The organism is Thiorhodovibrio frisius (assembly GCF_033954835.1).
Lineage (GTDB): Bacteria > Pseudomonadota > Gammaproteobacteria > Chromatiales > Chromatiaceae > Thiorhodovibrio > Thiorhodovibrio frisius.
This window is the reverse complement of record NZ_CP121471.1, coordinates 4,530,143-4,555,211: the sequence shown is the minus strand read 5'-3', so window position 1 is coordinate 4,555,211 and position 25,069 is coordinate 4,530,143. Positions and strand designations below refer to the sequence as shown.

Below are 25,069 nucleotides of genomic sequence, written 5' to 3'. Positions count from 1 at the left end.
CGCCAGCGCGCCGCTGCTGAACGGGATGCTTGCCTCCAGGGTGAGCAATTCCATGACGGCACATCACTCAACTAACAACTTTCTATCGGAGAACACGATGAACGACCAATCCAACCAATACCAACAGCTCATTGCCAAGTGCTGGGCGGACGAGGCCTTCAAGCACCGGCTCCTGGACAACCCGGCCGAGACGCTCAAGGCCGAGGGGATGGAGTTGCCGGAGGGGGTTCGCGTGCAGGTGGTGGAAAACACCGCACAGGCCTTCACGCTAGTGATTCCTGCACGGCCTGCGGAGTTGTCGCACGAAGAGTTGAGCGGTGCGGCGGGTGGTTTTTATGACGGTTGGGGGTGGAATTTTAATTGGTTATAAGGGTAACGGATTATGAGATAGCCTAAACTAACGCATTAAGATGTTGATCCACGCGCGGCGGGAAAGCCCGATGCCGAACGCGCCTAGCTGTGTTCCAGCGACACCCCACCCGTGCGCGGCCGGAGGCCGCTCAGCGCGGGCGGATACGGTTGCCGGTGAGGTGAAGTCGTTTTAGAACGGTGACCCAGACCCTGATGAATCGCCCCTTGGTGCTGACCCGGCCGCGTAGCCCGCCGTGCAGCCATCGATACCAACGCCACACGTACTGCCGGAGCCGATCGAGATCGGCTCCTTGCTCATGAAGCCGGCGTGCCCGGGTGATGAGTCGGTTGATGGACTGCTGGGCGGGCCGCGGTTTCCGGCCCGGTCGGAAGCGATACCCCAGGAAATCGAACCCCTTGATGGTTTTGCCGATGAAACGTTTGTCGGGATGGACGCTGAGCCTGAGCGCTGCGAGCACCGCGTGCATGCGCCGAATGGCCGCCCGCGGCCTGTGGCGGGTCGGCGCGAAGATCACAAAGTCATCCATAAAGCGGCGGTAGCGGATACCGGCCCGCTGCGCCAACGCCTGCATGGCGCGGTCCAGTGACACGAGATAGAGCGCACCCAAGAGTGGTGAAAGGGCCGCACTCGCGACCAGACCTCGCCGAGTGTGGTGAACGTCCGGTATCCGCAGATACTCACCCACCAGAACGGCCAAGTCGGGCGAAACGATGACCATCTTCAGACCGGCCACTCCAACTGATCAGCACTGGCTAACTGGCAGGGATCGCTGGTCGATCCAGCGAGAGAGAACGTCCAGCACGGATCGCCATTTGGCTCCTTGCCTGACCACTGCGAAGCTGGCATCCTGAGTCCGCCAGCGCGCCGCTGCTGAACGGGACGCTTGCCTCCAGGGTGAGCAATTCCATGACGGCACGTCACTCGACTCACGACTTTCTGCCGGAGAAACCGATGAACGACCAATCCAACCAATACCAACAGCTCATTGCCAAGTGCTGGGCGGACGAGGTCTTCAAGCACCGGCTCCTGGACAACCCGGCCGAGACGCTCAAGGCCGAGGGGATGGAGTTGCCGGAGGGTGTTAGCGTGCAGGTGGTGGAAAACACCGCACAGGACTTCACGCTAGTGATTCCCTCACGGCCCACGTAGCTGTCGGATGAAGAGCTGGACGCAGTGGCTGCTGGAGCACAACTTCCCAGTCAAGTATTGGATGTAGTGCAATTTATGGGAATGTTTTTTTTAAAATCTGTTGTGGGAAAAGGCGGACCCCTCCATTGGTAACCCCAATTTCGAGATTAGGCAGCAACTTCGTTACCGTGAAACAACGGGTTTCATCCTCCGGGGTGGCCGTGACCATGAACGTTAGGAGATTTTAAGCAATGTCCACGCAAGACCTACAAACGTTGATGAAGATGGTGGAAGACGACAGCGCCGTTGCCGAGAAAGTCGAGGCCATCGGCCATGACAATATCGATGGTCTGATCGCCTATGCGAGAGAGCTCGGGCTCAGCTTGGACGAGAGCGACTTCACCGCGATGAAGGAATCGCTCTTGCGGCAAGGCCAGGAGATCAGCGAGGAGGAACTGGAGTCGGTCGCGGGCGGCTGGCTGTTTCGGCCCTATCGTCGGAGACACAGCGATTATCGGTTCTAAATCGCCTCGCGCCACGCGGGCCAACCCTTGAGTTGAAGGCGACCCGAGGGTGACCCGGGCGGGGTTCATCGTGATTGCAACCGTCGTTATCGAGGAGCACCACGAGGCATTCCTGGCTTGGCTGCTCGCGGCCGCGCGCGGCTGGATCGCCCCGACTGGCAACTGGCTGCTGCATGTCGACACGCATGCGGACATGAGTCTGCCGTGCCTGAATCAATCGCTGCATTCGATCCGCCTTGACGCGGTGGGCGCGGACCGGCAATCGCTACGGCGTTTCACCTACGAAGAGCTCGGCATCGGCGATTTCATCCTACCGGCCTTGTACCTTGGGCTGTTCGAGCGCATCGACTGGTTGCGCCCCGCGCCGTCCGAGGCGACGCATCCTCCGCCGGTGCGCGCCAAGCCCCTGTATCTCGCCTCGCTCGAGGGTGACGGCCGCCGTCTGCGCCTGACCGCCAATCGTTTCCAAGCCGGCCTGCTCGACCCAGCCGGCTGGGCGCGCGCCCATTTCCGCTCCATCACAACGCAGACTCCGGCGGATGCGGCGGTCGATTCACGCGCGCCATCCGCCCTGCCCTGGGTGCTGGATATCGATTTGGACTATTTCCACAGCGATGACGCAGCCGCCGAAACCATGGAAATCCAGATCACCGAGGCGGAATATCGCGCTTATCGCGATCATCCCTATCATCGGGTGCGCCTGCACGGCGGCTGCGTGAGGGCATTTTGCCGCGAAGGCCAGTATTACTACCGTTTCGCCCGCTCAGCGCCCGGCGGCTCCCCGGTCTTTGAGCGAGCGCGCGTCACTGAGCGCATCCAGGTCTTCATGGACTGGCTAAAGCGGCTTCCACACCAGCCAAGCCTGATCACGGTCTGCCGTTCCAGCATCAGCGGTTACGTGCCGGCCGATCAGGTCGACTGGCTAGAGCAGCAGGTCCTCGACGGCCTGGCGATGCTCTACCCGCTGCGCCAGATCGCCATCGCCGAGCTGGCCGCCGAGATCGGTTCCTAACAGGCATGATCACGACCACCCCGGAGGATGAAGCCTTTGTGTAACGGTAAATGACGGCCAGTTCCGACCGCGCAACCCCATGGCAGGCCCGAAGCACCTTGACCGCGCACAACGCCTCCCAGGCTCGGATTGAGTTTCCCCGCCACCGCGCCTTCAGTGCCTGGCGGGCGCGGCGTCTGGCCGCGGCGAAAAGCGAGCTTGGCATCCTGGACGCGGACCTGCTGTCGCCGGCGGTGGCGATCGAACTCTGCGACGGTTGCAGCCTGCGGTGTTGGTTCTGCGCCCTCGCCCCCCAGCCGTTGCGCGCCGTGCTCGACCACGCCACCGAGCGCGACTTGTTTCGAGCCATTGTGCAAGGCTGCCTCGCCGTGATCGGCGCGGAGATCGCGCCCATCACCCTGCTTTATCATGGCACCGAGCCGCATGACAATCCGCACTATCTGGATTACTTACGCGATTTCGAAGCACTGACCGGCAGTAAGGTTTTCACCTCGACCGCCGTCGTTGAAGACGCGCACTGGGTCGCTGGGCTACTGCGCTTTTATGGCGATGAGGCGGCGTCGAATCTGCGGTTCAATCTTCTCTCGACCAAGAGTCTGTGCTGGCTGCAACGTAATTTCCCTCCGCGAGCACTCGCTGGCGTCGAGTTGGCGATACGAATCGAAGGCACGGGATTCGCGTTCGCCAGCTCTGGACGGCTCCTAAAACAGAGCCAGGGCGGGCGCGATTTGCGCGACCTCGGGCCGGATGATGATCCGCGCGCCGCGTCCGTCGCGCAAAGCAGTATCGCGTGTCTCAACGGGGTGAAGATTAATCCGCCGCGACGCGAGATTCAGCTCATCGCGCCTTGCCATGCCTGTCGCCGCTGGCCTTTGGGCTATCGGGTGTTTGACCAGGCCCATTTCCATGATGCGCGCGACTTTTCCGCCGTCTTGACTCAACTGCTCGCGCGAGCGACCTCACCGGCCCCGCCGCCCGAACATCCCCTGCGTTTTCGCGATGATCTGCGCTATCGCGCAACCGCGGGCGGTTTCGATCTCATCTCGCCCAGGCAGATCCACCATTTCTCCGGAGCTGGCCCGGCGGCGCGCATCGGCGCTCTGGTCGCGGACGGCAACCGAAGCGCGCGCGATGTCCAGCGCGTCCTAATTCGCGACCAGGGTCTGAATCCACTGATGGCCGCCGCGCTTATTCAGGGCTTGTTTGACGATGGTTTCATCGACGAGCGCGTCCAACCAACGGACATTCCCGAGCGCCCATTCAGACCGCGCCCAGCGACCAACCCCAGCCCTCATGTCGCCAGTGAACTTTAACGATCGCCCCGCGCCGAGCACGGCAAGCCGAGAGCATCCACCGGCAGCCGCGCATGATGTCCGCGAGTCAGTTCTCGCCCATTTTTTAACGCAACGGAGGTTGACCCCCATGCACAACGCAATGCGAACCACTTTGGCGACGGTTCTTTTCGGTGTCTTTCTTTGGAGTCCGCTGGCACGGGCGCAAGACTTCGCCGGCAATTACCGGATCGAGGGGTGGAATCCCGGCTCTAGCACCTCCGCCCCAGCGGACTATGACGGAACGGCACTAATCCAAATCGAAGGCCAAATCGAAGGCCAAATCGAAGGCCAAATCGAAGGCCAAATCGAAGGAAAGATCTTCAGGTTTTCCGGGATGATTGATGGGCAAGCCTATTTAGGCAAAGGCATCGCGCACACCAAAACCGGGACTCTGGCCTTGATCTTTGCCAGCCAAGACTCACCCGAGCAAGGTGTCACCCTGCTCGTGCCCAGCGCCCAAGGCTTTGCAGCGACCTGGACGGATTTCGCGCCCAACAAGGCCAATCAAGGCGGCGTCGGACAGGAGCTCTGGACCAAAATCCCCGATTGACCAAAACACCAGCCCCCAGAATCCCTGGCGGTCGCCGCAAGTCTTGCCGGAATTGCATAGTCGACGCCCGGACTGCCCACTACTATTTATGTCGGCATCAAAGCGCGTCTGCGGCGCTTGAGCATTGATGCGCCGACATGCGTCTCAATCCACCGGTCCACATCATTGCCTGGAAAAACCGAGCACGGCCCCTTAGTTCGCCCCTTAGTTCGCCGCCCCTTAGTTCGCCCCTTAGTTCGCACGCGCTCGCCCTGGCACGCAAGGATAGCGCATCGGTTGGGATCGCTTTAAAATAATCCAATTGGCCACCTTGGACCCAGGATTCAAGTCGGACGAGGCGCGCTCGGTTGCTTCTGGCATGGTGGCGTTTTTTGCTTGGTGAGTCGAAATCCCTTGTGGTTAAGGTATAAGTGAAGATCTATGTCCGCCATTCTTAACACCTTGATACATACTGTCACGCGCGCGCGCTGGCATGGATTCCTTCAGCGTTGTCGCGATCTCAGGGCGTCCCAGTGTCGGCTGCTCGAAGAGCGCCTGGAACGCAACGCCGACACCGTCTTTGGGCGCGAGCATGATTTCAAGCGGCTCAAGTCCCCGGCGGATTTTGCGCGCGCGGTGCCGGTTTCGAGTTGGGAGACGGTTGACCCCTATGTCGATCGAATCATCGCGGGCGAGACAAATATTCTCACCCTCGGTCCGCTGCCCGCGATGTTCAACAAGACAAGCGGCACCACGGGCAAGCCCAAGCTGATTCCGGTCACGGCCGAGAGCACCAAGGGCAACTCGCTCAATCAGAAGATCTGGGCTTTTGCCGCCATCGAACGTCATCCGCGCTTTCTCGGCGGGAAAGTGTTTCCGGTGGTGAATAAGGCAATCGAGGGATACACGCAGACCACCAATATCCCTTACGGGGCGGTCTCGGGCTTGATGGTGCGCGACGCACACCCGCTTGCCCGCGCCAAGCTTGCCTACCCCTATGACGCAGTCGAGATCGAAGACTTCACGGCGCGCCGCTACGCCATGATGCGGTGTGCCGTCCCGCGGTCGGTGACCTTTATTCCTGGTTCCAATCCCAACGCCTTGCTCAAGCTGTTCGAGAGCGCGGATGAGCGCAAGACGGAGCTTTTTCGTGATATTCATGACGGCACGCTCTCCAAGAATTTCGACATTCCCGGGCCTATTCGCGCCACGCTGAGCAAAAACCTCAAGCCCGAGCCGGCCAAGGCGCGAGAATTGGAGCGCTTGGCCGGGCGCGCCGGTCGGCTGCGGCCGAGGGACTATTGGCCCGATCTCAAGCTCATCGGCTGCTGGAAGGGTGGGACCGTGGGGCAGTTCGCGCATCATCTTCAGGATTGGTGCGCGCCCGGACTGACACTGCGTGATAGCGGCTATATGGCCAGCGAGGCGCACATCACCATTCCCATCAGCGACGATGGCAACAGTGGCTTGCTGACCGTCCATACCAATTTCTTCGAGTTTATTCCAGAGGAGGAATTCGGTCAGCCGGATGCGCCTGTGCTGATGGCGCATGAGCTCGAGATTGGCACGCCCTACCAGATTCTGATGACGACGGCAGGCGGACTGTATCGGTATTCGATCAACGACGTGATCGAGGTGACGGATTTCTTCCACGGGGCGCCCCTTGTCAGCTTTCTGCGCAAGGGGCGGGATGTGATGAATTTGCAAGGCGAGAAGGTCAGCGCCAACCAAATTCTCATTGCGGTTCAGTCCGCCTGTGCCGAAACTGGGGTGACGCCCATGCATTTCATGGTCGTGGGCGAGTCGGCGGCTTCGCGTTATCACCTGCATATCGAGGCCGCTGGCAGCCCACCAGCTCCGGACGTGATCCAGCGCCTGCTCGCCTGCTTCAACGCCCGCCTCTGCGAACTCAACCATGTCGTCAAGCGGTATCGGGAACTGGATATGCTCAAGCCTCCGGCGCTGTCGCTGATGGAACCCGGCTGGCTCGGGGCCATTGTTGATCATCAAGTGGCGTCCGGGATGCGTGATACCCAATTCAAGCCCGCGATTCTCGGGCCAGAACGACCACCTGGCGGGTCTGTTGCCTATACCCTGGACCCAAGCGAGGGCTCGCCGGCATGACAATCGAACAGCCCGAGCGCCCCAAGGTCGCCGTGGTGCTTTCCAGTGGCGGCATCAAGCCATTGGCGGCGATCCCCTTGTTTGAGTTTCTCGACCAGGCGCGGATTCCGGTTGATCTCCTGGTTGGCTGCAGCGGCGGCAGTATCATGAGTGCCCTGCGCGGCTGCGGTTACACCGCCGAGCAAATCCGGGAGCTTATCGGGCGAGTGGCCAGGCGCGATCTGTTCTCTTCGATCAACTTGCGGGCCTTGCTCGCCATGGCGCGCCTTCCTTTTGGGCGTTTCGACACCCGCTCCGGTCTGGTGCGGCCGGCCAGGCTCAGGCAAGCGCTGTATGAGATGTTTGGTGATCGTCGCTTGGAGGACCTCAATCCCAAGACAGTCATCCAGACCACGGAGATCCAGACTGGCCTGGGGGTCATCCTCGAGGAGGGGCCGCTAATCGACGCGGTCTATGCCTCCAGCGCGGTTTTCCCAATGCTGCCACCGCTGGAAGTGAACGGCCGCCTGCTCGCCGATGGTTACTACACCTCGTCGTTGCCGGTTATGGAGGCAGTCAAGCGCGACATGGATGTGATTATCGCCGTTATTTTTCATGATCCGGTGGATCATGGCGCCAACGACTATCTCGCCTGTCTATCCAATTACTACACCATCCAGGGGGATTCCATCACCCGCTTCCAGTTGGCCCTGTCAATTGAATTGCACCATCACGAAATCATTATCATCAAGGTGCCGTTCAACCGTCCCATCAATATGTGGGACGTGCACCACATTCCCTACATTATCGAGACTGGCCAGCAAGTGGTTGCAAGGCGTGGCGCGGAAATTCTGGATGCCGTCGGTTCGGTCTCCGGGCAGGCGTCGCTGCGGGGCGCCGATGCCGATGGGTGAGCGGCGGCGCGCCCTGGCCGATACCAGCGGTCTTATCGCCGACGCTCTGACTTGACGGGGGCTGGCTCCCCGGATGCCAGCGCGGCGGGTGGGATCTCACGGATGATGCGATGACTGGTTGGCCAGAACAGGGCGGTGACTACGAGCACCGCCGCGCCAGCCGCCAGCGAGGCGCCATGCAGGCCAAGCACCTGGCTGAGCCAGCCGCCGAGCAGATTGCCGATTGGAATGGAGCCGAACACAGCCAGCAGGTAAAAGGCGATGACGCCGGCGCGATGGTCATCGTCGATGCTGAGTTGCAACAAGGTATTGGCGGCAACGCCTTGGGCGATATAGGCCATCCCCAGCATCACGGTCACCAGCATCGCCAGCCAGAGTCCGTGCGAGAGCGCAAGCAGAATCAAGGCCAATCCAAGCAGGATGGCCGCGAGCCGAAACATGGGCCACAGCCGCTCCGGGCGACGCTGGGTGCCAATCAGGGCCGCCCCGGCCAGCGCGCCGAAACCGATGCCTCCCATCAACCAGCCCAGTCCCTGTGGGCCGGCCTCCGCCACCTCGTTGGCCCAAACTGGCAGCATCACATAGACCGACATGGCGGCAATGGCCACCAGGGAATAGGACAGGATCAAGTAACGCAGGGAGCGGGTTGCCAGGATGAAACCGAGATTGCCGAGCGCGCCGCGAGCCGTTCGCGTCGCCGCGCCCTTGATCGGCGGAGTCAGGCAGATGAGCAATAGGGCGGTGATCATGAACAGATAACTGACCGCGTTCAGCAAAAAACAGGGCGCGGGCCCGGTCTGGGCCATCACCCACCCGGCGAGCGGCGGGCCAACCGAGCGCGCTGTGTTGAACAGCATCGAGTTCAGAGAGATTGCCGCTGGGAGATTCTCGCGCTGGGTCACCAGGCGCGGGACAATGGCCTGCCGGCTTGGACTGTCGAAGGCTGTCAGCGCGCTCATCACACAACCCATGATGATGATCAGCGGCAGGGTCAGAAGCTCGAAATGCGCCAATACCGCCAAGGCGAGGGCCTGGACGGCAAACAGGATTTGGAGCGCGATCAACAGCCGCCGTCGCTCGAAGCGGTCGACAAGGGCGCCGGCGAATGGCAGCAGCAGAAGCACCGGCAGATTGATGGCCGCGGTGAGATAACCAAGCATCAGGGGCGAGTCGGTCAAGGTGTAGAGCATCCAATTGAAGGCCGTGCTCTGGATCCAATAGCCGATTAGCGACAATCCCTGACCGATGAAAAACAGCCGGTAGTTGCGCTCGCTGAAGGTGCTGAACAAATGTGTCATACCGCTGCCGATTCAGACCCTCGCCGATTCAGTTCGAGTTGCTCCGCTGGTCGGGGGCGATGCGAGCGACGGTCAATTCGGGCTCGGCAAGCTGGTGGCCGACGATTTTGGGCTTGGCCTGGTAGCCGCCGCGTTGGGAGAGCGCCTCCAACCAACCGGCGCGCATGAGCCGCAGCTGTGGCGCCTTGAAAGTGCCGTTGTCGCGCCGCAGACGGTAACCATGGCTGAGGGAACGCAGTTCCCGGTCGAAGGTATCTCGCAATTGGCGCCACAGCGCTTCATCGCTGCTTGCCGCCGGCTCGACGCACAGTTCGTAGCTCAGGCTGGCTTCATCGGCAATCCACTGGAAATGCCGGATGGCGGCTCCCGTGTCACCCTGGGCCGCTTGCATGGCCATGGCGACCTGACGGGCATCGATCTTCTCGCCCAGCAGATTCAGCACGTCACCCACCTTGCGCTGAAAGGTCACCAGCGGGGTGCTTCCCTGAAAACCCGTGACCTCGACCAGATCACCCAGGCAGTAGCGGTAGAGACCGGCGGCATTGGTCAGGACCAATTGGTAGCATTGCCCGACCTCCAGTTCATGCGCCAGAAGCGTCGGCGCGTCCGGGGTCTGGGGGGGCTCCTCGGGCAGAAACTCAAAAAACATCGCATGAATCGCAAGCGCGCCCGCCGAGCTGGTGTCACTGACAGGAATCGTCAGCAGACCCTCGCTTGCGCCGTAACCGTATTCACGAAATTGCGTGTCTGGTGGGCAGCGCTCGGCCAGGTCGGCCAGAAATCGCCCCATGAGCCCGGTCTTCCAGCAGACGATCAAGCGCAGATTGGGCCAGGCCGCGCGGGCGGTGAGACCCTCGAGTTGCCGCAACCGCTCGGCACGCTCGGGATTGGGCCGCAACGGCGCCTGAAGACGCTGGCGCACCTCCTCCGGCAAGGGGGTTGGTGGCGAGATGGACCCGGAGGCGATATCGGCGATCAGCGCATCGGCATGGACGGGTAGCAGATCGAAGAGCTGGGTGAAGTTGAGTGGGTTATTGCCAACCGCTAGCCTCAGGTCATGTTCAAGCGCGAAACGCAGCATCGCATAGACGCGACTGGCCTGGTCCTCGATTTCCAGGACGGCGGGCGGATAGGCGAAGCGGCGCTGGAGTTCGGCCGGTGCGCGAGTCATCGTCATTCCGGAGGCCGAGCCATAGGGGACGCCCTGAGCGGTTTGGCCCGCGACCGGCGCGTTGGCAAGTGCTAGGATGCCGCCCTGCAAGACCTCCGGATGATCCTGCAATACCCCAAGCAGACGCAGGGCCATGGTGACGCCATTGGCGGTCTGGCTGGCCGCGTTGGCGGGGATCAGCTTGGGCGTGCCCGTGGTGCCGCTGGTCATGACGAAACGCGAGACCGGCTGCGCGTGGGTCAGGGCATCCGCCTCGCCCTCGACCAGCGCTGTCACATAGGGTTCAATCCCAGTCCAGTCGCGCAACGGAACCTGGCGGCGAAAGTCGGCGATCGAGGCAATCCGCGCGAAGCCATGTTCGCGCCCGAAGCGGCTGTCCGCGTTCTGACTGACCAGCTCGAGCAGCAGCCTTTCCTGAACCGCTTTGGTACGATCACAGAGCGCGGCGAACCGCCGCCAAAGTGCTGGCCCTTCGAGTGCGGCGAGTTCAGTCGAGAAGGTCATTCAGGGTACTCCGCGAAAAGGCCCGCAGCAGAAAACCTGTTTGCGCTGGGTATGTCCACGATGTTTCGATGACTGATGGGCCGTGTCAGGAATTTGGCGAGATCCATACGCGCATTATGCCAAAAATCGCGCGTGATCGTCGCCCCTTCGGTTCGCCGAGCTGTTCGACGGGAAAAATCGAGCCTGGATCCATTTTGCTTCTCGTGCCCAGCGCCCAAGGCTTTGCAGCGACCTGCACGGATTTCGCGCCCAACAACGCCAATCAAGGCGGCGTCGGACAGGAGCTCTGGACCAAAATCCCGGATTGACAAAAACACCAGCCCTCAGAATCCCTGGCGGTCGCCGCAAGTCTTGCCGGAATTGCATAGTCGACGCCCGGACTGCCCACTAGAATTTAACCACGCGTCCATGCTCGCGCGACGACAGCAGCCATGGCGGCGAGGCGATTTGGCGCCGCTCAAACATGGCATCAACCTCAGTCACAGGAGTGCACCCCTATGGTGAACGAGGCCGAAAAACAGTTCCTGCAATATGTTGGCACCGTCAAGGCCCGCATGGAACAGATTGCCACCATGAGCCCCGATGAACTTCTCGGCTATGCCCGAGAGAATGGTTTTACCATCACCTTGGAAAATCTTAAATCAACGATTGACGAATTCGAATCCATCGTGGAAATCGGGGCGGAAGAATTGGACCAGGTGTCGGGCGGCCTCCCGGAAGAACGAAAAATATTCTTCGCGGCAAACCCGGCCGCGCAAGCCATGTACAAGATTCTTTATCCCCCCGCCTCCCGCCCATCCTGGTAGCACCATCTGCCGAGACTTGATGCTTACGAATGCAAGCGGTACGAGAGACTCCTTTATGACGGTTGAACATGTCAAGCAATTCTTCGCCTCCCTTGCGGTAGAACCATCACGACGGGAAAAGCTTCAGCAATTGAACGCGACCTACAGAGGTCAGGCCCTCGATGAAGCGCGTCGACTCGAGCTAATCCAGGAGCATGTCTTGCCGATCGCGGAATCGATGGGTTTTTCATTCACGGTGGACGATCTCCGCGACTATGAAGTCACAACCTTTGAGGCGGTTCGCCGATCCGGTCAGTTGTCGAACGATGAGTTGGACGTTATTCGTGGCGGAGGCGGAAACGGCGGTTCCTGTGAGGTCCTCGGGATGGCGCCCAATGTCTCGCCGTACTGGCTTAACGGCTGTCCACTTGGCATTTAGCGTCGACTCCAGACTAGGTCGTTCAATCTGCCAACAACAAGCCCAAACACCTCATGCAGTTTTCATGTCGACATCAAAGCGGGTCTGCGGCGCTTGAGCATTGAGGCGCTGACATGCCTCCCGATCCAATGGCCCACATCATTACCTGAAAATCCGACCACGGCCCCTTAATTCACTTTCAAACCCGCCGAGAACAGCTGTCAGCTGATGCGACGCCGCTGCGAAATGGCCGCCTACACAGTGTCACAGTTGACAGATGAAGATCGCCACTTTCTGACTCACCAGAAGATATTTCCAAGCAAGCCATGCCCACTCGACTTGTATCCAGGAGTGGATATCCACCATCTGTCCAAGGGGCCTATCCGCGGAACGACAACCAATCCTCGGCGCATCGCAGTCAAAAACCCGTGCCTTATCCCACGGCTACCGGCAATTAGTCAGCACGTCCGAGCAACAATTAGCGAGCCATAGGATGCGTGTAACAGAAATCGCACAGAACATTATCCTCCGACATCGCACTCACTTGATTATTAGCAAGCAACATTGAGAGAACTCCAATGAAACAGAGTCAAAAGATACAACGGCTAGAAAATCTTTTTAGTGAAATAAAAAAGAAGGTCGAAGGCGACGGGGAATTTCGCCAACGTCTCGAAACCAACCCTTTTGCTGCCCTAAAAGAGTTCGATAGGGGCGACGAGGAAACCAAGCAGCTACTAGAGCTTTTAAGAGCGGAGATTTTGAACAAGCGCGACCGAAACAGAGAACTCGATCTGAAGGAACTAGATGTGGTGGCCGGCGGCGGATTTGTAGACGATTTTTTCTACAATAATATCCTAAAGCCGTGGACAGATTTCTTGCACTCTCACAACATCGAGCCTAGTAGCGGCTGTTCACACCGCTAGGCAGATTTGACCATCCAAAAAATAGGCGGAAATTAATTCGTCCGTCTTGGACGAAAAGCCCGTCCTCAATGGGCGGGGATTTCGTTTTTGATTTTCCTTGTATTATGTACGTACTTCTTTCTTCTCGTTATGCGCTCCGGGGTTGGCATGGGCTTCCTTTCGGCCTCCATGATCGGAAAAGTGGACGCAATCTGCTACTTGATGCCGAGAGCTTTCACGCATTGTCGTTGTGCGACGGCAGTACGCCGATCCTATTTCCGCTTGTCCCCGCCCCGCTAATTGATCGGGTTAAGTCACACATTCGCGAAGGTCTTGCCCAAATTTGCGAACCTGGCACCGCGTTGCCCGATGATCAGGCCTACCGGAAGACAGAGTCCCGCTTTACTGATTTGGTCCAATGGTCGATCACCGGCAAATACAACCTGCCCTGCCGCCATTGTTACATGGATGCGCCGAAGGCTAAATACGGCGAGCTATCCACCCGACAATGCCTGGAGATTGTCGATCAGTTCCACGCCGCCAATGTCGGCCGGGTCGCCTTAACAGGCGGCGAGCCGCTGGTGCGGCGGGACTTTTGGCAAATCGTCGACGCGCTGATTGAAAAAGGCATTGTCCTGTCACAACTCTATACCAATGGTGTCTTGCTCACCGACCAAACCCTGGCGGAATTCGAGCGACGCGCGTTGCGGCCGACAATGGTCATGAGCTTCGACGGCATTGGTAGCCATGATTGGGTGCGGGGTGTCGCGGGGGCCGAGGACAAAGCGGTCGAGGCAATTTCGCGGGCGGTCCAGGCTGGTTTTCCGGTCAGTATCGAAACAGCGCTCTATAAGGGAAATCTTCGCCGCCTAAAGGCCACTTATGCGCTGCTAAAGGAGCTAGGCATCATCTCTTGGAAAGTCTCGAGAATGATGAGCACCGGCGCTTGGGCGCGCAAAGGCGACCAGATGGACGCACCACGCCAGGCGCTGTTCGACGCCTACCTGGAATTAGGCGCGCATCATCACCGCGACGGGGCGCCTTTCGAGTTGGCGCTCGGTGGGCTGTATTACGGCCCCAAGGGTAGTTCACTGTGGATGAGCCCCTTTAACAAGTTTTCCGGGCAGGCGGACGCCGCCAAACAAACAGCCTGCCAAAGCTGCCGCCTTCACCCTTACATCATGGCCGATGGCCGGCTGTTGCCCTGCATTCCCATGACGGGTTCGCAGGTGGAGCAAGACATGCCGCGGCTAACCGAGACCACGCTGTCGCGGGGCTTGCGTGGCTCGGCCTATTTCGACAGGATCGATACGCGGCTAGACCAAGTTTTCGTCAATAACCGCGGCTGCCGGTCATGCGCGCACCGGTTCAAGTGCGGGGGCGGTTGCCGGGCCGCCGCCATGACTGCGGGCACGGACTATTTCGGTGCCGACCCGGACGCCTGCTTTTTCTTCCGCAACGGCTACGATGAAAAGCTCGCGCGCAAGCTGAAATCAAGCCCCGCCTCCCCCATGGAGATCGCCCGGGCGCGCCATGCCGCGAGCCTCTCCAAGGCACCGGCGGCCTTCATCGGCTCGCAAATAGACCGCAGTCAGCCGCCCGCGAGCGAGCGCCGAACCGCAAGCGCGATGGCTTTCCAGGATCGAAGACGCTTTGGGTTGGCTTGCAGCTTATCCCAGATTTTGTGCTGGCGATGGAGGCGATGCGAAGCTTCGCGGGGAGTTATGGGTAATGCCATGCCCCTCTACCTGGCGGGATAACAGCGCTGGCTAATCGCCAATAGAAGAGCATCGACAGCCCATGTCATCGGGACAGGAACGGATTACAGCGCTACTGCATGAGCATCCAATTATTTCCGGCATGATCACGCGGCGCCAACTGGAGATTGTCCTCTCCCATTTGCACCAAGTGCTGGAAGCACAAGTGCATGGCGCGGTTGTTGAGCTTGGATGCTGCATGGGAACAACGTCACTCTTCATCAGAAGATTGTTAGATGCGCGCGAATCGCGCCGTCGTTTTATTGTCTACGATTCCTTTCTTGGCTTGCCGGCGAAGCGGGCCGAAGACGAGAGCCTCGACGGCTCCATCGTCCGCGAGGGAAGTTGCAAATGCGAGCGGGAAGTCCTTCTTGCCAATTTTCACCAAGCGGGTCTCAGGCCTCCTGAAATCCGCGAGGGATGGTTTCGCGCGCTCCCGGCGCGATCTTATCCGGAAAGTATCGCCTTCGCGTTTCTTGACGGCGACTTTTATCAATCCATCTGGGATTCATTGAACATTGTCTATCCGCGTCTAAGCCGCGGCGGAGTCATTGTTATGCACGATTATTCGTCGCTGATGTTGCCTGGTGTGGAAAGAGCATGTTCCGAATTTCTACGCGGCAAGGCGGAAGAAGGCCATGTCACCAAACAGGAGTTGATCGGCGCCTTTCACAAACGCTGACTTTTTTTGTTCTCGTAATAGACTTCCAAGAATCCCGGCAGGTCAGCTTTCATAAAGGGGCAGTAAGAAACATCATGTCCGTGGTATTTCGCGCGAACGCGGGAATTTGGACAGCCGCCAAAGCAGTTGGGAAGCAACACACAATCCGCGCAAATCGGATCATCGAAAGGGTCGACGCCCACCATGTATCGCGCCATGGTCGAGGCCTCCCCCAAGGTCATCTTGCCCTGATCGAAGATGTTTCCAACACTCAGCGCGGCCTTTCCAAGGTCGCACCAACATTTGTAAAGCTTTCCGGAAGGCGCGACCACGAGACTGTTCGGCTGGGTAAAAGAGCAATAGTGGCTTGGGTCGGTCGGCGCGAAATAACGCCTCGGGTTGGATCCATGGCCGCGATACATCTCGAGAATGAGCGCGGCAACCTCCGTGTCGTCGGGCGTTTGCCGGGAACAGGATGGACGGTGGCTAGCGTCCAAGATGCCGGGATAAATATGGAGATTTTTTTGGGGAATGCGTTCGCGCAGATCCTGATACAGCGCCGGGTAGTCTCGCAGGTTGGACTTATCAAGGTTCACGCGTATCGTGCAAGTTCCTTTCCAGTCACTCGCTAGCAAGGCCTGAATATTTTGGATGATTCGGTCGTAGGTTTCCTCGTCTTGCGTCCCAGCTTTTTTGGGCTTCGGGGCTTTACCGGGCTGCAATCCTCGACTGGCATTGTGGGAACACTTGTCACCGTCTAGCGGAATGTGCACGGATGCGATCCGCAGCGCGCCCAAGGCGCCAATGACGGATTGGTCAAGATGATAGCCATTAGTGCTGATGGACGCGGTAAGCGGGTGCCCGCCGTCGAGCAATTTGCGCGTGACACTTTGGATGCGATCAAAGGCGAGCAGCGGTTCCCCCCCGAACCAGTCGATGGATAGTATCTCTCGCGAGCCCGGCCACTTGTCAATGAATCGGATTAGGGCATCCTCGGTCGCATCGTCCATACTCGAGTCCGCTTGTCGGGACACGTAGCAATAGGAACAGGAAAAATCGCAAGCCAGGGTGGGGGCCACAGTGAGCAGTAATCCGTGGTTTTGGCATTGGCGCAAACGCCTTTTCAAGCGAACCACTTCCAACAAACTCCGCTCCTCGCCGTCCTTGACAATGGCGTGCATGGAACGAAAGCGAAAATACCACAGCGGCAAATCGCACAAGCGGTCGATGTCCGGGGCACCTTTGACAAACAGCGGATCGAGCCGAGCATCCCGCAACGGAATGATCTCGTCACTCAGGCTGTTATACAACAATAAACCGTGCTTTTCCGAACGAAACCAATAATTGTAGCGGGACCATCTCATGATGCGTGGTTAATGTTTCATTCGTGCGGCCTTTAGCAATGCGAACAATTGCCGCCTCCGCTGTTGGTCGGGAGGGCTTTTTTCAACCATTGCCACAAATCATCAAAGAAGAGGCCGCCAGCGACGCCGTCAAGCTCGTCCTGGCTCAATGCTCGATTCTCGCTTCGTTCCTTGGTGATTTTCGCCTGAATAATCTCCAGCAACTGACGAGCCTCGTCGTTGTTGCAGTTAATCTCATTTAACGCCTCGGCCGGCCGGGCTCGCACCCTTTGCTGAAATTCCGCATCAGCCTCCGCCTTTTCCTTAACTTGGGTAAACAAATCCTCTAGCCGTTGCATCTTTGCTGTCTGTGCCATTGAGTCACCCTCGTTGTTGACAGTTGTACTCATCCTCGGGCCGTCCACCGGGGACTTCGGCAATCGTGACAAACTCGCGGTATCGACTGTCATCCTAAGTGATCGGACGCTGAGCCTAACAGTGATAAGCAGTCTAGGCGTGATCTCGCTCGCCCGCCATGCAATTCCGGCAAGACTTTCGGTTCAGTGGCGGACTTCCAGCAGAATATCGAAGGGGCGACCCGGTCTCGCGCGGGATGCATCTCGTTGCTTTGCTTTCCGTTTTCCAGGCGTTCGAACGCCTTGGGCAGGCCCGGATAGTTGGACCGCGCCTTGCGGAATTTCACCCGCGCCCGGTCTCGGAAAAAGGGCTCGGCGGTGGCATCAAAGCCGCCAAGGTAGTACCCTCATCTTTCGCATGGGCTTGCCGTTGCGCGAGCGCTCGTCTTCACGAGAATGTGACGCCCTGCCCCACAGACGCCTCCCCCCATGGAGAAGCGAGGATGGATCACATACCTGAAACCGCGCACACGAGCACAACTGACCCGGCCACATCGCCGCGCCAGAGCCGCGTCCCGCAAACGCGCCACGCCGCCGCCCCGACAAGAATCGCTCGCGCGGATTTCGCCGAGAAATACCCTGGACTGGCCTCGCGCGAGCTTGCCTTTATCGATGCGTCGCAAGCCGCCGACGCTCAGTCCTGGGTCCCCATCACCTACCGCCAAATCAGCCCCGGCCAGTTCAGCGGCCGCATGGACATGGTCGACTTTAACAATGTCACTGTGGTTCATGAACAGCACCATCAAAGCGTCAACAAATCCGGCGCTCTCCCGCCCGGGCAATGCACCCTGTCGTTCATTGATCGCGGTCATCACGACGCGCGATTTTCCCAGTTTGTCATCGCTGGCGAGGACCTGGCTTTCTTCCAACCCGAACAGCACGAGTTCGACATCCTGATGCCAGGCGGTCACACCAACACTTACGCGCGCATCGACCAAAACACGCTGATCCGCGACCTGCATATCCTGGATGCCGCGCTTGCCGATCGCTTGGGCGCTAGCCGCTCACTGCAATCCCTGGGCACGGTCGGCAAGGCTCGGCTGGAAAGGGTCATGCACCAGATTCTCACGGTTGGGAAGGCGCCAGGAACGGGTCGCGGTGGGGCAGACCCGGCTGGACTGCACGCCATCCTGAAGGAGCAAATACTGCTCGCGATCACTGCCTCTGGCCCGCGGCACTCGGGCGACGCGCCCCGCCTGCACGGTCGCCGACGTGCCTGGCGGATCGCGCGGGCGGCGCGCGAGTTCATGGAGGACTGCCTCAACCGGGGCATAACCCCTGGAATGCTGGACCTGTGCGCGCATCTTCATGTCTCGGAGCGCACCCTGCGCTACGTTTTCAACGAGCAAATGGGATGCCCACCGGCAACCTACCTGCGTCGACTGCGCTTGAACGGCGCGCGCGCCGAGCTGCTTGCTCCCGGCGCCGCGACCACCTCGGTGACGGCAGTAGCGACCCGCTGGGGCTTCCTGCAAATGGGGCATTTTTCCCGGGATTATCGCGCGCTTTTTCACGAAAAGCCCTCACTCACCCTGGCGCGCGCGCTCAGCGCCTGAACGCGCTCAGCGCCTGAACATGACCCCGCTCCGCCCGCCGTTTCCGCGGCCACGAACGGCCGGCTCGCCTCCGTCCATCCAAGCTGAAAGTCTTGCCGGAATTGCATAGTCAATTCCCGTTTTGTCTGCTAAATTTTACTAACTAACGTTCTCTATGAGAAGAATCCGTGGCTTCCGAGCTACGCTATCAGCTCGCGACCGAGTCAATCAAACTGAAAATAGAGGGGGGCCTTATGGCAAATCCAAGCGTCGGTGCTTTTTATGAAGCAGTGGTAAAAGACGAAACCAAAAAGGAACAGCTAATCAAACTAGGCGAAGCCCATTCCCCGAGAGAAATGGACAAACAGCAAATACTCGATTTTCTGGATAAGCATATGGTTCCGCTTGCGAAAGAAATGGGTTTTGAAATAACCGCCAACGATATATTCTCCTTCTCCTATGAGCTTCCCAAAGAAAGCGACAGCGGCAAATTATCCAAGGAAGAGCTTGACGCGGTCGCGGGCGGAGCTTCAATCTATGTTGGGAGTTTCTGCCTTGGTATCGGCGCGACTTTCATCGCCGCAGGCTCGAAATTATGCTTTGGTTTCGGCACCTAATCGTGTTCTTTTTTCACGTCGAGCCTCTAACCAAGCACTTCGCAAAACTTACCCGCTGGAGGTTTAATCATGTCTTATGAGAATATTTCCAAGTTTTTCATTGCGCTCCATCACGACGAGCAAAAAAGGAGTGTTCTTGAGAGCTTAAACAAGCAATACGCTGGCCAACAAATCGATGACGAAACAAGAATGGATGTGATCCGCACTCATATCTTACCCTTGGCGGAAAAATTGCAAATGCCTTTCACCATAGAAGAGCTTCAAACATACAGCTCAAAACAGTCGAAAAGCTCAGGAGCACTGGATGGTGTTTCGCTCAAAGAACTTGACTCTGTCGTTGGTGGCCTGGGAATAGGATCTATCTGCGTAGGGTTGGGGCTTGGTCTTTCTATTGGTGATGGCCTTTGCACTATCATTGGCTTTTCCGCATTCGGTTAGATATTTAGTAAAGCGTCGATTCGCGGGATAAACATCGTTGTTTAGCATTCATTTTAATGTTTAATTGTGATTTTTACCTGCTGATCGGCGCGAGGCTAGATATCAAAGGCTGATACGCCTGAAGCCCCCGGTTTCTCCTAATAACTCAAAAAATCAAACTTAGTAGTGCGTTTAAAGCGCGATGTACGCAATTCTATCTTCCCGTTATGCGCTCAGAGGCTGGCATGGACTACCCTTTGGACTTAAGGATCGTGTGAGCGGATCAAGTTCGCTGATCGATAGCAAGACCTTTCAGGCATTGTCTTTGTGCGACGGCAAAACACCAATCGCCTTCCCCTTGGTGCCTTTGTCCTTGATCGACCATATCAAGTTGCTCATTGAGCAAGGAATTGTTGATGTTTGCAATCCGGGTCAGACATTAGTCGATGAGCAGCGCTATCGCCAAACACAGTCGCGCTTTGTTGACTTGGTGCAGTGGTCCATTACAGGTAAGTGTAACCTACGTTGCCGACATTGCTTCATGGAAGCACCAAATGCCAAATATGGCGAACTTTCTACGAAAGAATGTTTGCGCATCGTTGATCAACTTGACGAAGCCAATGTTGGCCGGGTTTCCATCACTGGCGGCGAACCTTTTGTTAGAAAAGATTTTTTGCACATTATCGATTCCTTGCAAGCCAAAGAGATTATTCTGGCCCAGCTTTATACAAATGGCGTTCTTCTTAACGATGCCATGCTCACTGAATTCGAGCGGCGTCAGTCAAAACCGACGCTGATCTTGAGCTTCGACGGAATAGGCACCCACGATTGGGTAAGAGGGCTTTCTGGAACGGAAAAAAGAGTGATCGATGTGATTACCCGAGCCGTTGAAGCTGGCTTTCAGGTGAGTATCGAAACAGCCGTCTACAAAGAAAACCTTGATCGCCTAATGGCGACTTATGACCTTATGCAAAACCTCGGAGTCGTCGCTTGGAAAGTGTCAGCGATGGCGAATGCCGGTGCTTGGAGGCGCGAAGGCGGCCACAGGGATGCTTCTCAGCAAGCGCTTTTTGACACCTATCTGGAACTGGCCGCGCATCATCACCGCGACGGGGCGCCTTTCGAGTTGGCGCTTGGTGGGCTGTATTACGGCCCCAAGGGTAGTTCACTGTGGATGAGCCCCTTTAACAAGTTTTCCGGGCAGGCGGACGCCGCCAAACAAACAGCCTGCCAAAGCTGCCGCCTTCACCCTTACATCATGGCCGATGGCCGGCTGTTGCCCTGCATTCCCATGACGGGTTCGCTGGTGGAGCAAGACATGCCGCGGCTAACCGAGACCACGCTGTCGCGGGCCTTGCGTGGCTCGGCCTATTTCGACAGGATCGATACGCGGCTGGACCAAGTTTTCGCCAATAACCGCGGCTGCCGGTCATGCGCGCACCGGTTCAAGTGCGGGGGCGGTTGCCGGGCCGCCGCCATGACTGCGGGCACGGACTATTTCGGTGCCGACCCGGACGCCTGTTTTTTCTTCCGCAACGGGTATGATGAAAAGCTCGCGCGCAAGCTGAAATCAAGCCCCGCTTCCCCCATGGAGATCGCCCAGGCGCGCCATGCCGCGAGCCTCTCCAAGGCACCGGCGACGTCCACCAGCGCGCGAATCGACGGCGGTCAGCCACCCGCGAGCGAGCGCCGAACCGGAATCGCCGTTGAACCTCCCACGCCTGGCCTTCCGGTATCATCCAAAGCTCGACCGGACAGGATGGCGGCGGGCGTATAGGACTCCGCTGCTCCAAATGGCCAAACGGCCAAACAACGGGCAGGACCCAATGGGACAAGAGATTTTTCGCAAATCGGCGCTTGAGCGCCTGTCTTCCCCCGAGCAGCTCGATCGGCTAGTCACCGTGGTCAGCCCCAAGAATTGGGTGGCACTGATCGCCATCGCCGTGTTGCTGGCGGCGGTTGTGGTCTGGGGTATCCTTGGCGCCTTGCCGACCCTGGTCAAGGGCAACGGCATTCTGATCAGCAGCGGTGGGCAGATCACCACCATTCAGGCCCCGGCGTCCGGCACCCTCACTGAAATCCTGGTGGACCTCGGCCAGGAGGTGGAAGCCGAACAGGTGCTCGCGCGGATTTCCCAGACCGACGCCATGCAACGTCTGCGCAGCGCCAAGGGACTGCTCGAGGATCGCCAGCGCACCCTGGCGGAATTGGAGCAGCAGTTCGCCGAAGCGCTGCGGCTCAAACGCGCCAACATGGCGCTGCGGCGCGAGGCATTGGAGGATCAGATGCAGGCGGGCGTCAAACGCACCGAATTCCTGCGCGAGCGCCTTGCCAACCAGCAATCGCTTGAAAAACGCGGCCTGGCCGCGCGCGATGAGATTGAAACCACCCGCGACGAGCTGAATCAAGTCGAGCAGAAGACTGCGCAGGTGCGCACCGAGATCGCCAAGATCGAGGCCGAGGAGCTTGATTTGCTGACATCGCAGGCGAATGAACGCCGCCGCGCCGAGGAGGCCGTGCATGAAGCCGAGCGCCAGATCCGGGAGCTCGAGGCGAACCTGGCCGAGAGCACGGTCGTCACCTCTCCCGCGCGCGGCATTGTTGCCGAGGTGAAGATCAACCCGGGTGCCCGCGTGGCCGAGGGACAGTCCTTGTTCTCGGTGCAATCCGGTGGCCAGTCGCTCGAGCTGATTCTTTATGTGCCACCCCAGGACGGCAAGCGGGTCAAGCCGGGCATGCCCGCGCAGGTCTCGCCCGCCACGGCCAGGCAAGAGGAATTCGGCACCATCAAGGCCAGGGTGGACTGGGTTTCGGACTTTCCCGCCTCCATCGCTGGCATGCGCGCCGTGCTCGGCAGTGACGAGCTCGCCAAGACCTTCGCGCCCGCCGGCCCGCCCTATGTGGCGCGGGTCAAGCTCGAGCGAGCCCAGGACAGCGTCAGCGGTTACCGCTGGACCTCGCGCAAGGGCGCGCGGCTGCCACTCTCCGCCGGCACCCTGTGCAGCGCCGAGATCACCATTGAGAAGCGCGCGCCCATCACACTGGTCATTCCGCTGCTGCGTGAATTGACGGGTATCTACTAAGGCCCGTGACTCTATCCGAGAACACCGTGGCCGAGAACACCATGGCCAAGAACCCGAAACCCAAAGCGGGCAAGCGCTTCAAAACCCCGACCGTCCTGCAAATGGAGGCGACCGAGTGTGGCGCCGCCGCGCTGGCCATGATCCTCGCCCGCCATGGCTGCTGGATTCCGCTCGAGGAACTGCGCCTGGCCTGCGATGTGTCGCGCGACGGCTCCAAGGCCTCGAACATGGTGCACGCCGCGCGCCACTATGGTCTGACGGCCAGGGGTTATCGCTGCGAGCCCGAGGGCCTGGAGCGGTTTTCGTTCCCAATGATTATTCATTGGAACTTCAATCATTTTCTGGTGCTCGAGGGGATCGATCGCAAGCGCGGCCGGGTGTGGCTCAATGACCCGGGCACGGGTCCGCGCACCATCGGCTTGCGCGAATTCGACGATTGCTTCACCGGGATTTGCCTGACGTTCGAGCCGGGTCCGGAGTTCCAACGCCTCGGCCGCCGACCGAGTCTGCTCGCGCCGCTCAAGCAGCGCCTGACGGGTTCAGGCAATGCCCTGTCCTATGTGCTGCTCGCGACCTTGCTCTTGGTGCTGCCCGGACTGGTCATCCCAGTCTTCAACAAGGTCTTTATCGACGAAATCCTGATCGGCGGCAGCGACCGCTGGCTGATGCCGCTGTTGATCGGCATGGGACTCACCGCGATCATTAATGCCACCATCGTCTGGCTACAGCAGATCAATCTGTCGCGCATGGAGATCAAGCTGGCGCTCAACTCCTCGGCGGCGTTTTTCTGGCATGTGCTGCGCCTGCCGGTACAATTCTTCAGCCAGCGCTACCCCGGCGACATCAGCAATCGGGTCGCCTCGAACGACGATTTCGCCCGCCTGATGTCCGGTCAGTTGGCCACCAATCTTATCGGGCTGGTCACCGTGGTGTTCTATGCCATTGTGATGGCATTCTACAGCCTGCCGCTGACGCTGATCACCGTCACCCTGGCGCTGCTCAATTTCCTTGCGCTGGCCGCGGTCTCCCGCCGTCGCGAGGACAGCTCGCGGCAATTGGTCAACGACGAAGGCAAGCTCGGCGCCACCTCGATCAGCGGCTTGCAACTGATCGAAACCTTGAAATCCAGCGGCTCGGAAAGCGACTTCTTCACCAAATGGGCGGGGCTTCAGGCCAAGTATCTCAATGCCCAGCAATCCCTGTCCGCCGCCACCACGGTGATTTCCTCGGTACCGACCCTGCTCGCCTCGCTCACCACCGCGACCATCCTCGGGGTTGGCGGACTGCTGGTGCTCGACGGCTCCCTGACCATCGGCGGTCTGGTTGCCTTTCAGGGCCTGGCGGCCAGTTTCGCCGGGCCGATCGGAAGTTTGGTCGGATTGGGCGGGGAGCTGCAAACCATCAAGGGGGAGCTCGCGCGCATCGATGATGTGCTCCATTACGACATGGACGAGCGCATGCGCGACAGCGAGCGGGTCTTCGCCGTGACCACGCCCGCCCGCCCGCTGCCACCCAAACTGCGCGGACGGCTCGAGATCCGCGAGCTGGTCTTTGGCTACAACCGCTCCGACCCGCCGCTGATCCAGGGGCTGGATCTGGTGGTGGAGCCGGGCCAGCGCATTGCCCTGATCGGCGGCTCCGGCAGCGGTAAATCCACCCTGGCCCGGATCGTCAGCGGACTGCACCGCCCCTGGTCGGGCGAGGTGCTCTATGACGGCATGCCGCTCGCGGAGCTGCCGCATGCCTGGTTCGCCAACTCGGTGGCCACGGTCGATCAGGAGATTTTTCTATTTTCCGGCAACGTGCGCGACAACATCGCCCTTTGGGATGCCACCATCACGGACGAGGCCATCACCCAGGCGCTGCGCGATGCCTGCGTGCTCGATCTGATCGAGAACCGTCCCGGTCGCTACAACGCCCAGGTGGCCGAGAACGGCGCCAATTTCAGCGGCGGCCAGCGCCAGCGCCTGGAGATTGCCCGCGCCCTGGCGACCCAACCCAGCGTGCTGATTCTCGACGAGGCCACCTCGGCGCTCGACCCCACGGTGGAGAAACGCATCGACGAGAACCTGCGCCGCCGCGGCTGCACCTGCCTGATCGTCGCCCATCGCTTGAGCACCATTCGCGACGCCGACCAAATCCTGGTCCTCGAGCGCGGCCAGGTGGTCGAGCAAGGGCGTCACGAGGAACTGGTCGCCAAGGACGGACCCTATCGGCGACTCATCCAGTCCGGCGAGGCCTGATC

General features: G+C 59.4%; 25 protein-coding genes. 20 read left to right on the top strand and 5 right to left on the bottom strand.

The genetic code is table 11. From position 1 onward, the window contains the following. The first annotated feature begins 97 nt into the window (after positions 1 to 97). Positions 98 to 370 (top strand): NHLP leader peptide family RiPP precursor, encoded by a 273-nt coding sequence (locus tag Thiofri_RS20855; protein WP_009148070.1) that lies wholly within the window; start codon positions 98 to 100, stop codon positions 368 to 370. A gap of 130 nt (positions 371 to 500) precedes the next feature. On the opposite strand, the gene Thiofri_RS20850 is transcribed toward Thiofri_RS20855, so the two are convergent. Then, entirely contained in the window at positions 501 to 1,091 is a 591-nt protein-coding gene (locus Thiofri_RS20850) for an RNA-directed DNA polymerase (RefSeq protein ID WP_009148069.1), read from the bottom strand. Between the two features lie 188 nt (positions 1,092 to 1,279). Here Thiofri_RS20850 and Thiofri_RS20845 point away from each other — a divergent pair, with 188 nt between their 5' ends. The 7 genes from Thiofri_RS20845 (at position 1,280) to Thiofri_RS20815 (ending at position 7,917) form a co-directional block, all read left to right on the top strand. After that, complete coding sequence (locus Thiofri_RS20845; RefSeq protein WP_223296712.1) at positions 1,280 to 1,522, top strand: NHLP leader peptide family RiPP precursor; 243 nt, start codon at positions 1,280 to 1,282, stop codon at positions 1,520 to 1,522. Between the two features lie 230 nt (positions 1,523 to 1,752). Then, positions 1,753 to 2,025: a Nif11-like leader peptide family RiPP precursor gene (locus tag Thiofri_RS20840; RefSeq protein ID WP_009148067.1), complete on the top strand. Its 273-nt coding sequence runs from the start codon at positions 1,753 to 1,755 to the stop codon at positions 2,023 to 2,025. Between the two features lie 70 nt (positions 2,026 to 2,095). Then, on the top strand, positions 2,096 to 3,037 hold the full coding sequence (locus tag Thiofri_RS20835; RefSeq protein WP_040855635.1) for a peptide arginase family protein: 942 nt from the start codon (positions 2,096 to 2,098) through the stop codon (positions 3,035 to 3,037). Between the two features lie 50 nt (positions 3,038 to 3,087). Then, entirely contained in the window at positions 3,088 to 4,350 is a 1,263-nt protein-coding gene (locus Thiofri_RS20830; protein ID WP_040855632.1) for a hypothetical protein, read from the top strand. A 109-nt stretch (positions 4,351 to 4,459) separates the two neighbouring features. Beyond that, a complete protein-coding gene (locus Thiofri_RS20825) occupies positions 4,460 to 4,921 on the top strand; it encodes a hypothetical protein (protein WP_009148064.1) in 462 nt (153 codons plus the stop codon). 420 nt (positions 4,922 to 5,341) lie between these two features. Then, on the top strand, positions 5,342 to 7,024 hold the full coding sequence (locus tag Thiofri_RS20820) for a GH3 auxin-responsive promoter family protein (protein ID WP_009148063.1): 1,683 nt from the start codon (positions 5,342 to 5,344) through the stop codon (positions 7,022 to 7,024). After that, on the top strand, positions 7,021 to 7,917 hold the full coding sequence (locus Thiofri_RS20815) for a patatin-like phospholipase family protein (RefSeq protein ID WP_009148062.1): 897 nt from the start codon (positions 7,021 to 7,023) through the stop codon (positions 7,915 to 7,917). Before Thiofri_RS20820 ends, Thiofri_RS20815 begins: the two co-directional genes overlap by 4 nt. Before the next feature lie 32 nt (positions 7,918 to 7,949). Here the strand turns inward: Thiofri_RS20815 and Thiofri_RS20810 are convergent, their stop codons facing one another. Both Thiofri_RS20810 and Thiofri_RS20805 read right to left on the bottom strand, forming a co-directional pair. After that, on the bottom strand, positions 7,950 to 9,215 hold the full coding sequence (locus tag Thiofri_RS20810; protein WP_009148061.1) for an MFS transporter: 1,266 nt from the start codon (positions 9,213 to 9,215) through the stop codon (positions 7,950 to 7,952). 28 nt (positions 9,216 to 9,243) lie between these two features. Then, a complete protein-coding gene (locus Thiofri_RS20805; protein WP_009148060.1) occupies positions 9,244 to 10,890 on the bottom strand; it encodes a GH3 auxin-responsive promoter family protein in 1,647 nt (548 codons plus the stop codon). Between the two features lie 68 nt (positions 10,891 to 10,958). Here Thiofri_RS20805 and Thiofri_RS20800 point away from each other — a divergent pair, with 68 nt between their 5' ends. The 6 genes from Thiofri_RS20800 to Thiofri_RS20775 all read left to right on the top strand — a co-directional run bounded on the left by Thiofri_RS20800 (position 10,959) and on the right by Thiofri_RS20775 (position 15,434). Continuing rightward, on the top strand, positions 10,959 to 11,198 hold the full coding sequence (locus Thiofri_RS20800; RefSeq protein ID WP_009148059.1) for a hypothetical protein: 240 nt from the start codon (positions 10,959 to 10,961) through the stop codon (positions 11,196 to 11,198). A 189-nt stretch (positions 11,199 to 11,387) separates the two neighbouring features. Beyond that, positions 11,388 to 11,696, top strand: a complete 309-nt coding sequence (locus Thiofri_RS20795) for a Nif11 family protein (protein ID WP_009148058.1) — start codon at positions 11,388 to 11,390, stop codon at positions 11,694 to 11,696. A 55-nt stretch (positions 11,697 to 11,751) separates the two neighbouring features. After that, positions 11,752 to 12,114: a Nif11-like leader peptide family natural product precursor gene (locus Thiofri_RS20790; RefSeq protein ID WP_143741855.1), complete on the top strand. Its 363-nt coding sequence runs from the start codon at positions 11,752 to 11,754 to the stop codon at positions 12,112 to 12,114. Positions 12,115 to 12,671: 557 nt separating this feature from the next. Further along, a complete protein-coding gene (locus tag Thiofri_RS20785) occupies positions 12,672 to 13,016 on the top strand; it encodes a hypothetical protein (RefSeq protein ID WP_009148056.1) in 345 nt (114 codons plus the stop codon). Positions 13,017 to 13,120: 104 nt separating this feature from the next. Further along, positions 13,121 to 14,755 (top strand): radical SAM/SPASM domain-containing protein, encoded by a 1,635-nt coding sequence (locus Thiofri_RS20780; RefSeq protein WP_190275794.1) that lies wholly within the window; start codon positions 13,121 to 13,123, stop codon positions 14,753 to 14,755. Positions 14,756 to 14,795: 40 nt separating this feature from the next. Continuing rightward, positions 14,796 to 15,434, top strand: a complete 639-nt coding sequence (locus Thiofri_RS20775) for a TylF/MycF/NovP-related O-methyltransferase (RefSeq protein ID WP_009148054.1) — start codon at positions 14,796 to 14,798, stop codon at positions 15,432 to 15,434. Here Thiofri_RS20775 and Thiofri_RS20770 read toward each other — a convergent pair. Further along, positions 15,422 to 16,594 (bottom strand): radical SAM/SPASM domain-containing protein, encoded by a 1,173-nt coding sequence (locus Thiofri_RS20770; RefSeq protein WP_223296757.1) that lies wholly within the window; start codon positions 16,592 to 16,594, stop codon positions 15,422 to 15,424. The genes Thiofri_RS20775 and Thiofri_RS20770 overlap by 13 nt on opposite strands. A 215-nt stretch (positions 16,595 to 16,809) precedes the next feature. Then, entirely contained in the window at positions 16,810 to 17,166 is a 357-nt protein-coding gene (locus Thiofri_RS20765) for a hypothetical protein (protein ID WP_040855620.1), read from the bottom strand. Between the two features lie 449 nt (positions 17,167 to 17,615). Here Thiofri_RS20765 and Thiofri_RS20760 point away from each other — a divergent pair, with 449 nt between their 5' ends. The 6 genes from Thiofri_RS20760 to Thiofri_RS20735 all read left to right on the top strand — a co-directional run bounded on the left by Thiofri_RS20760 (position 17,616) and on the right by Thiofri_RS20735 (position 25,067). After that, the gene (locus Thiofri_RS20760) at positions 17,616 to 18,728 is read left to right on the top strand and encodes a helix-turn-helix domain-containing protein (RefSeq protein ID WP_323705691.1); all 1,113 of its coding nucleotides are present in this window, start codon (positions 17,616 to 17,618) and stop codon (positions 18,726 to 18,728) included. A gap of 167 nt (positions 18,729 to 18,895) precedes the next feature. Next, positions 18,896 to 19,324 carry a Nif11 family protein gene (locus Thiofri_RS20755; RefSeq protein ID WP_009148050.1) on the top strand — a complete coding sequence of 143 codons (429 nt, stop codon included), beginning with the start codon at positions 18,896 to 18,898 and terminating at the stop codon, positions 19,322 to 19,324. A gap of 69 nt (positions 19,325 to 19,393) precedes the next feature. Further along, positions 19,394 to 19,762, top strand: a complete 369-nt coding sequence (locus tag Thiofri_RS20750) for a hypothetical protein (RefSeq protein WP_009148049.1) — start codon at positions 19,394 to 19,396, stop codon at positions 19,760 to 19,762. Positions 19,763 to 20,114: 352 nt separating this feature from the next. Next, on the top strand, positions 20,115 to 21,518 hold the full coding sequence (locus Thiofri_RS20745; protein ID WP_323705690.1) for a radical SAM/SPASM domain-containing protein: 1,404 nt from the start codon (positions 20,115 to 20,117) through the stop codon (positions 21,516 to 21,518). 49 nt (positions 21,519 to 21,567) lie between these two features. Further along, positions 21,568 to 22,824 carry an NHLP bacteriocin system secretion protein gene (locus Thiofri_RS20740; protein WP_009148047.1) on the top strand — a complete coding sequence of 419 codons (1,257 nt, stop codon included), beginning with the start codon at positions 21,568 to 21,570 and terminating at the stop codon, positions 22,822 to 22,824. 26 nt (positions 22,825 to 22,850) lie between these two features. Next, positions 22,851 to 25,067, top strand: coding sequence for an NHLP family bacteriocin export ABC transporter peptidase/permease/ATPase subunit (locus Thiofri_RS20735; RefSeq protein WP_223296711.1), 2,217 nt, complete (start codon positions 22,851 to 22,853; stop codon positions 25,065 to 25,067). Positions 25,068 to 25,069 lie beyond the last annotated feature (2 nt).

Bases quoted from the DNA above. Each gene is read 5' to 3' on its own strand.
- Thiofri_RS20780 (WP_190275794.1), top strand. From the start codon at position 13,121: ATGTACGTACTTCTTTCTTCTCGTTATGCGCTCCGGGGTTGGCATGGG.
- Thiofri_RS20775 (WP_009148054.1), top strand. From the start codon at position 14,796: ATGTCATCGGGACAGGAACGGATTACAGCGCTACTGCATGAGCATCCA.
- Thiofri_RS20795 (WP_009148058.1), top strand. From the start codon at position 11,388: ATGGTGAACGAGGCCGAAAAACAGTTCCTGCAATATGTTGGCACCGTC.
- Thiofri_RS20750 (WP_009148049.1), top strand. From the start codon at position 19,394: ATGTCTTATGAGAATATTTCCAAGTTTTTCATTGCGCTCCATCACGAC.
- Thiofri_RS20855 (WP_009148070.1), top strand. From the start codon at position 98: ATGAACGACCAATCCAACCAATACCAACAGCTCATTGCCAAGTGCTGG.
- Thiofri_RS20800 (WP_009148059.1), top strand. From the start codon at position 10,959: ATGACTGATGGGCCGTGTCAGGAATTTGGCGAGATCCATACGCGCATT.
- Thiofri_RS20825 (WP_009148064.1), top strand. From the start codon at position 4,460: ATGCACAACGCAATGCGAACCACTTTGGCGACGGTTCTTTTCGGTGTC.
- Thiofri_RS20790 (WP_143741855.1), top strand. From the start codon at position 11,752: ATGACGGTTGAACATGTCAAGCAATTCTTCGCCTCCCTTGCGGTAGAA.
- Thiofri_RS20830 (WP_040855632.1), top strand. From the start codon at position 3,088: ATGACGGCCAGTTCCGACCGCGCAACCCCATGGCAGGCCCGAAGCACC.
- Thiofri_RS20840 (WP_009148067.1), top strand. From the start codon at position 1,753: ATGTCCACGCAAGACCTACAAACGTTGATGAAGATGGTGGAAGACGAC.
- Thiofri_RS20785 (WP_009148056.1), top strand. From the start codon at position 12,672: ATGAAACAGAGTCAAAAGATACAACGGCTAGAAAATCTTTTTAGTGAA.
- Thiofri_RS20820 (WP_009148063.1), top strand. From the start codon at position 5,342: ATGTCCGCCATTCTTAACACCTTGATACATACTGTCACGCGCGCGCGC.
- Thiofri_RS20850 (WP_009148069.1), bottom strand. From the start codon at position 1,091: ATGGTCATCGTTTCGCCCGACTTGGCCGTTCTGGTGGGTGAGTATCTG.
- Thiofri_RS20810 (WP_009148061.1), bottom strand. From the start codon at position 9,215: ATGACACATTTGTTCAGCACCTTCAGCGAGCGCAACTACCGGCTGTTT.
- Thiofri_RS20815 (WP_009148062.1), top strand. From the start codon at position 7,021: ATGACAATCGAACAGCCCGAGCGCCCCAAGGTCGCCGTGGTGCTTTCC.
- Thiofri_RS20765 (WP_040855620.1), bottom strand. From the start codon at position 17,166: ATGAGTACAACTGTCAACAACGAGGGTGACTCAATGGCACAGACAGCA.
- Thiofri_RS20760 (WP_323705691.1), top strand. From the start codon at position 17,616: ATGGATCACATACCTGAAACCGCGCACACGAGCACAACTGACCCGGCC.
- Thiofri_RS20805 (WP_009148060.1), bottom strand. From the start codon at position 10,890: ATGACCTTCTCGACTGAACTCGCCGCACTCGAAGGGCCAGCACTTTGG.
- Thiofri_RS20770 (WP_223296757.1), bottom strand. From the start codon at position 16,594: ATGCACGCCATTGTCAAGGACGGCGAGGAGCGGAGTTTGTTGGAAGTG.
- Thiofri_RS20845 (WP_223296712.1), top strand. From the start codon at position 1,280: ATGACGGCACGTCACTCGACTCACGACTTTCTGCCGGAGAAACCGATG.
- Thiofri_RS20740 (WP_009148047.1), top strand. From the start codon at position 21,568: ATGGGACAAGAGATTTTTCGCAAATCGGCGCTTGAGCGCCTGTCTTCC.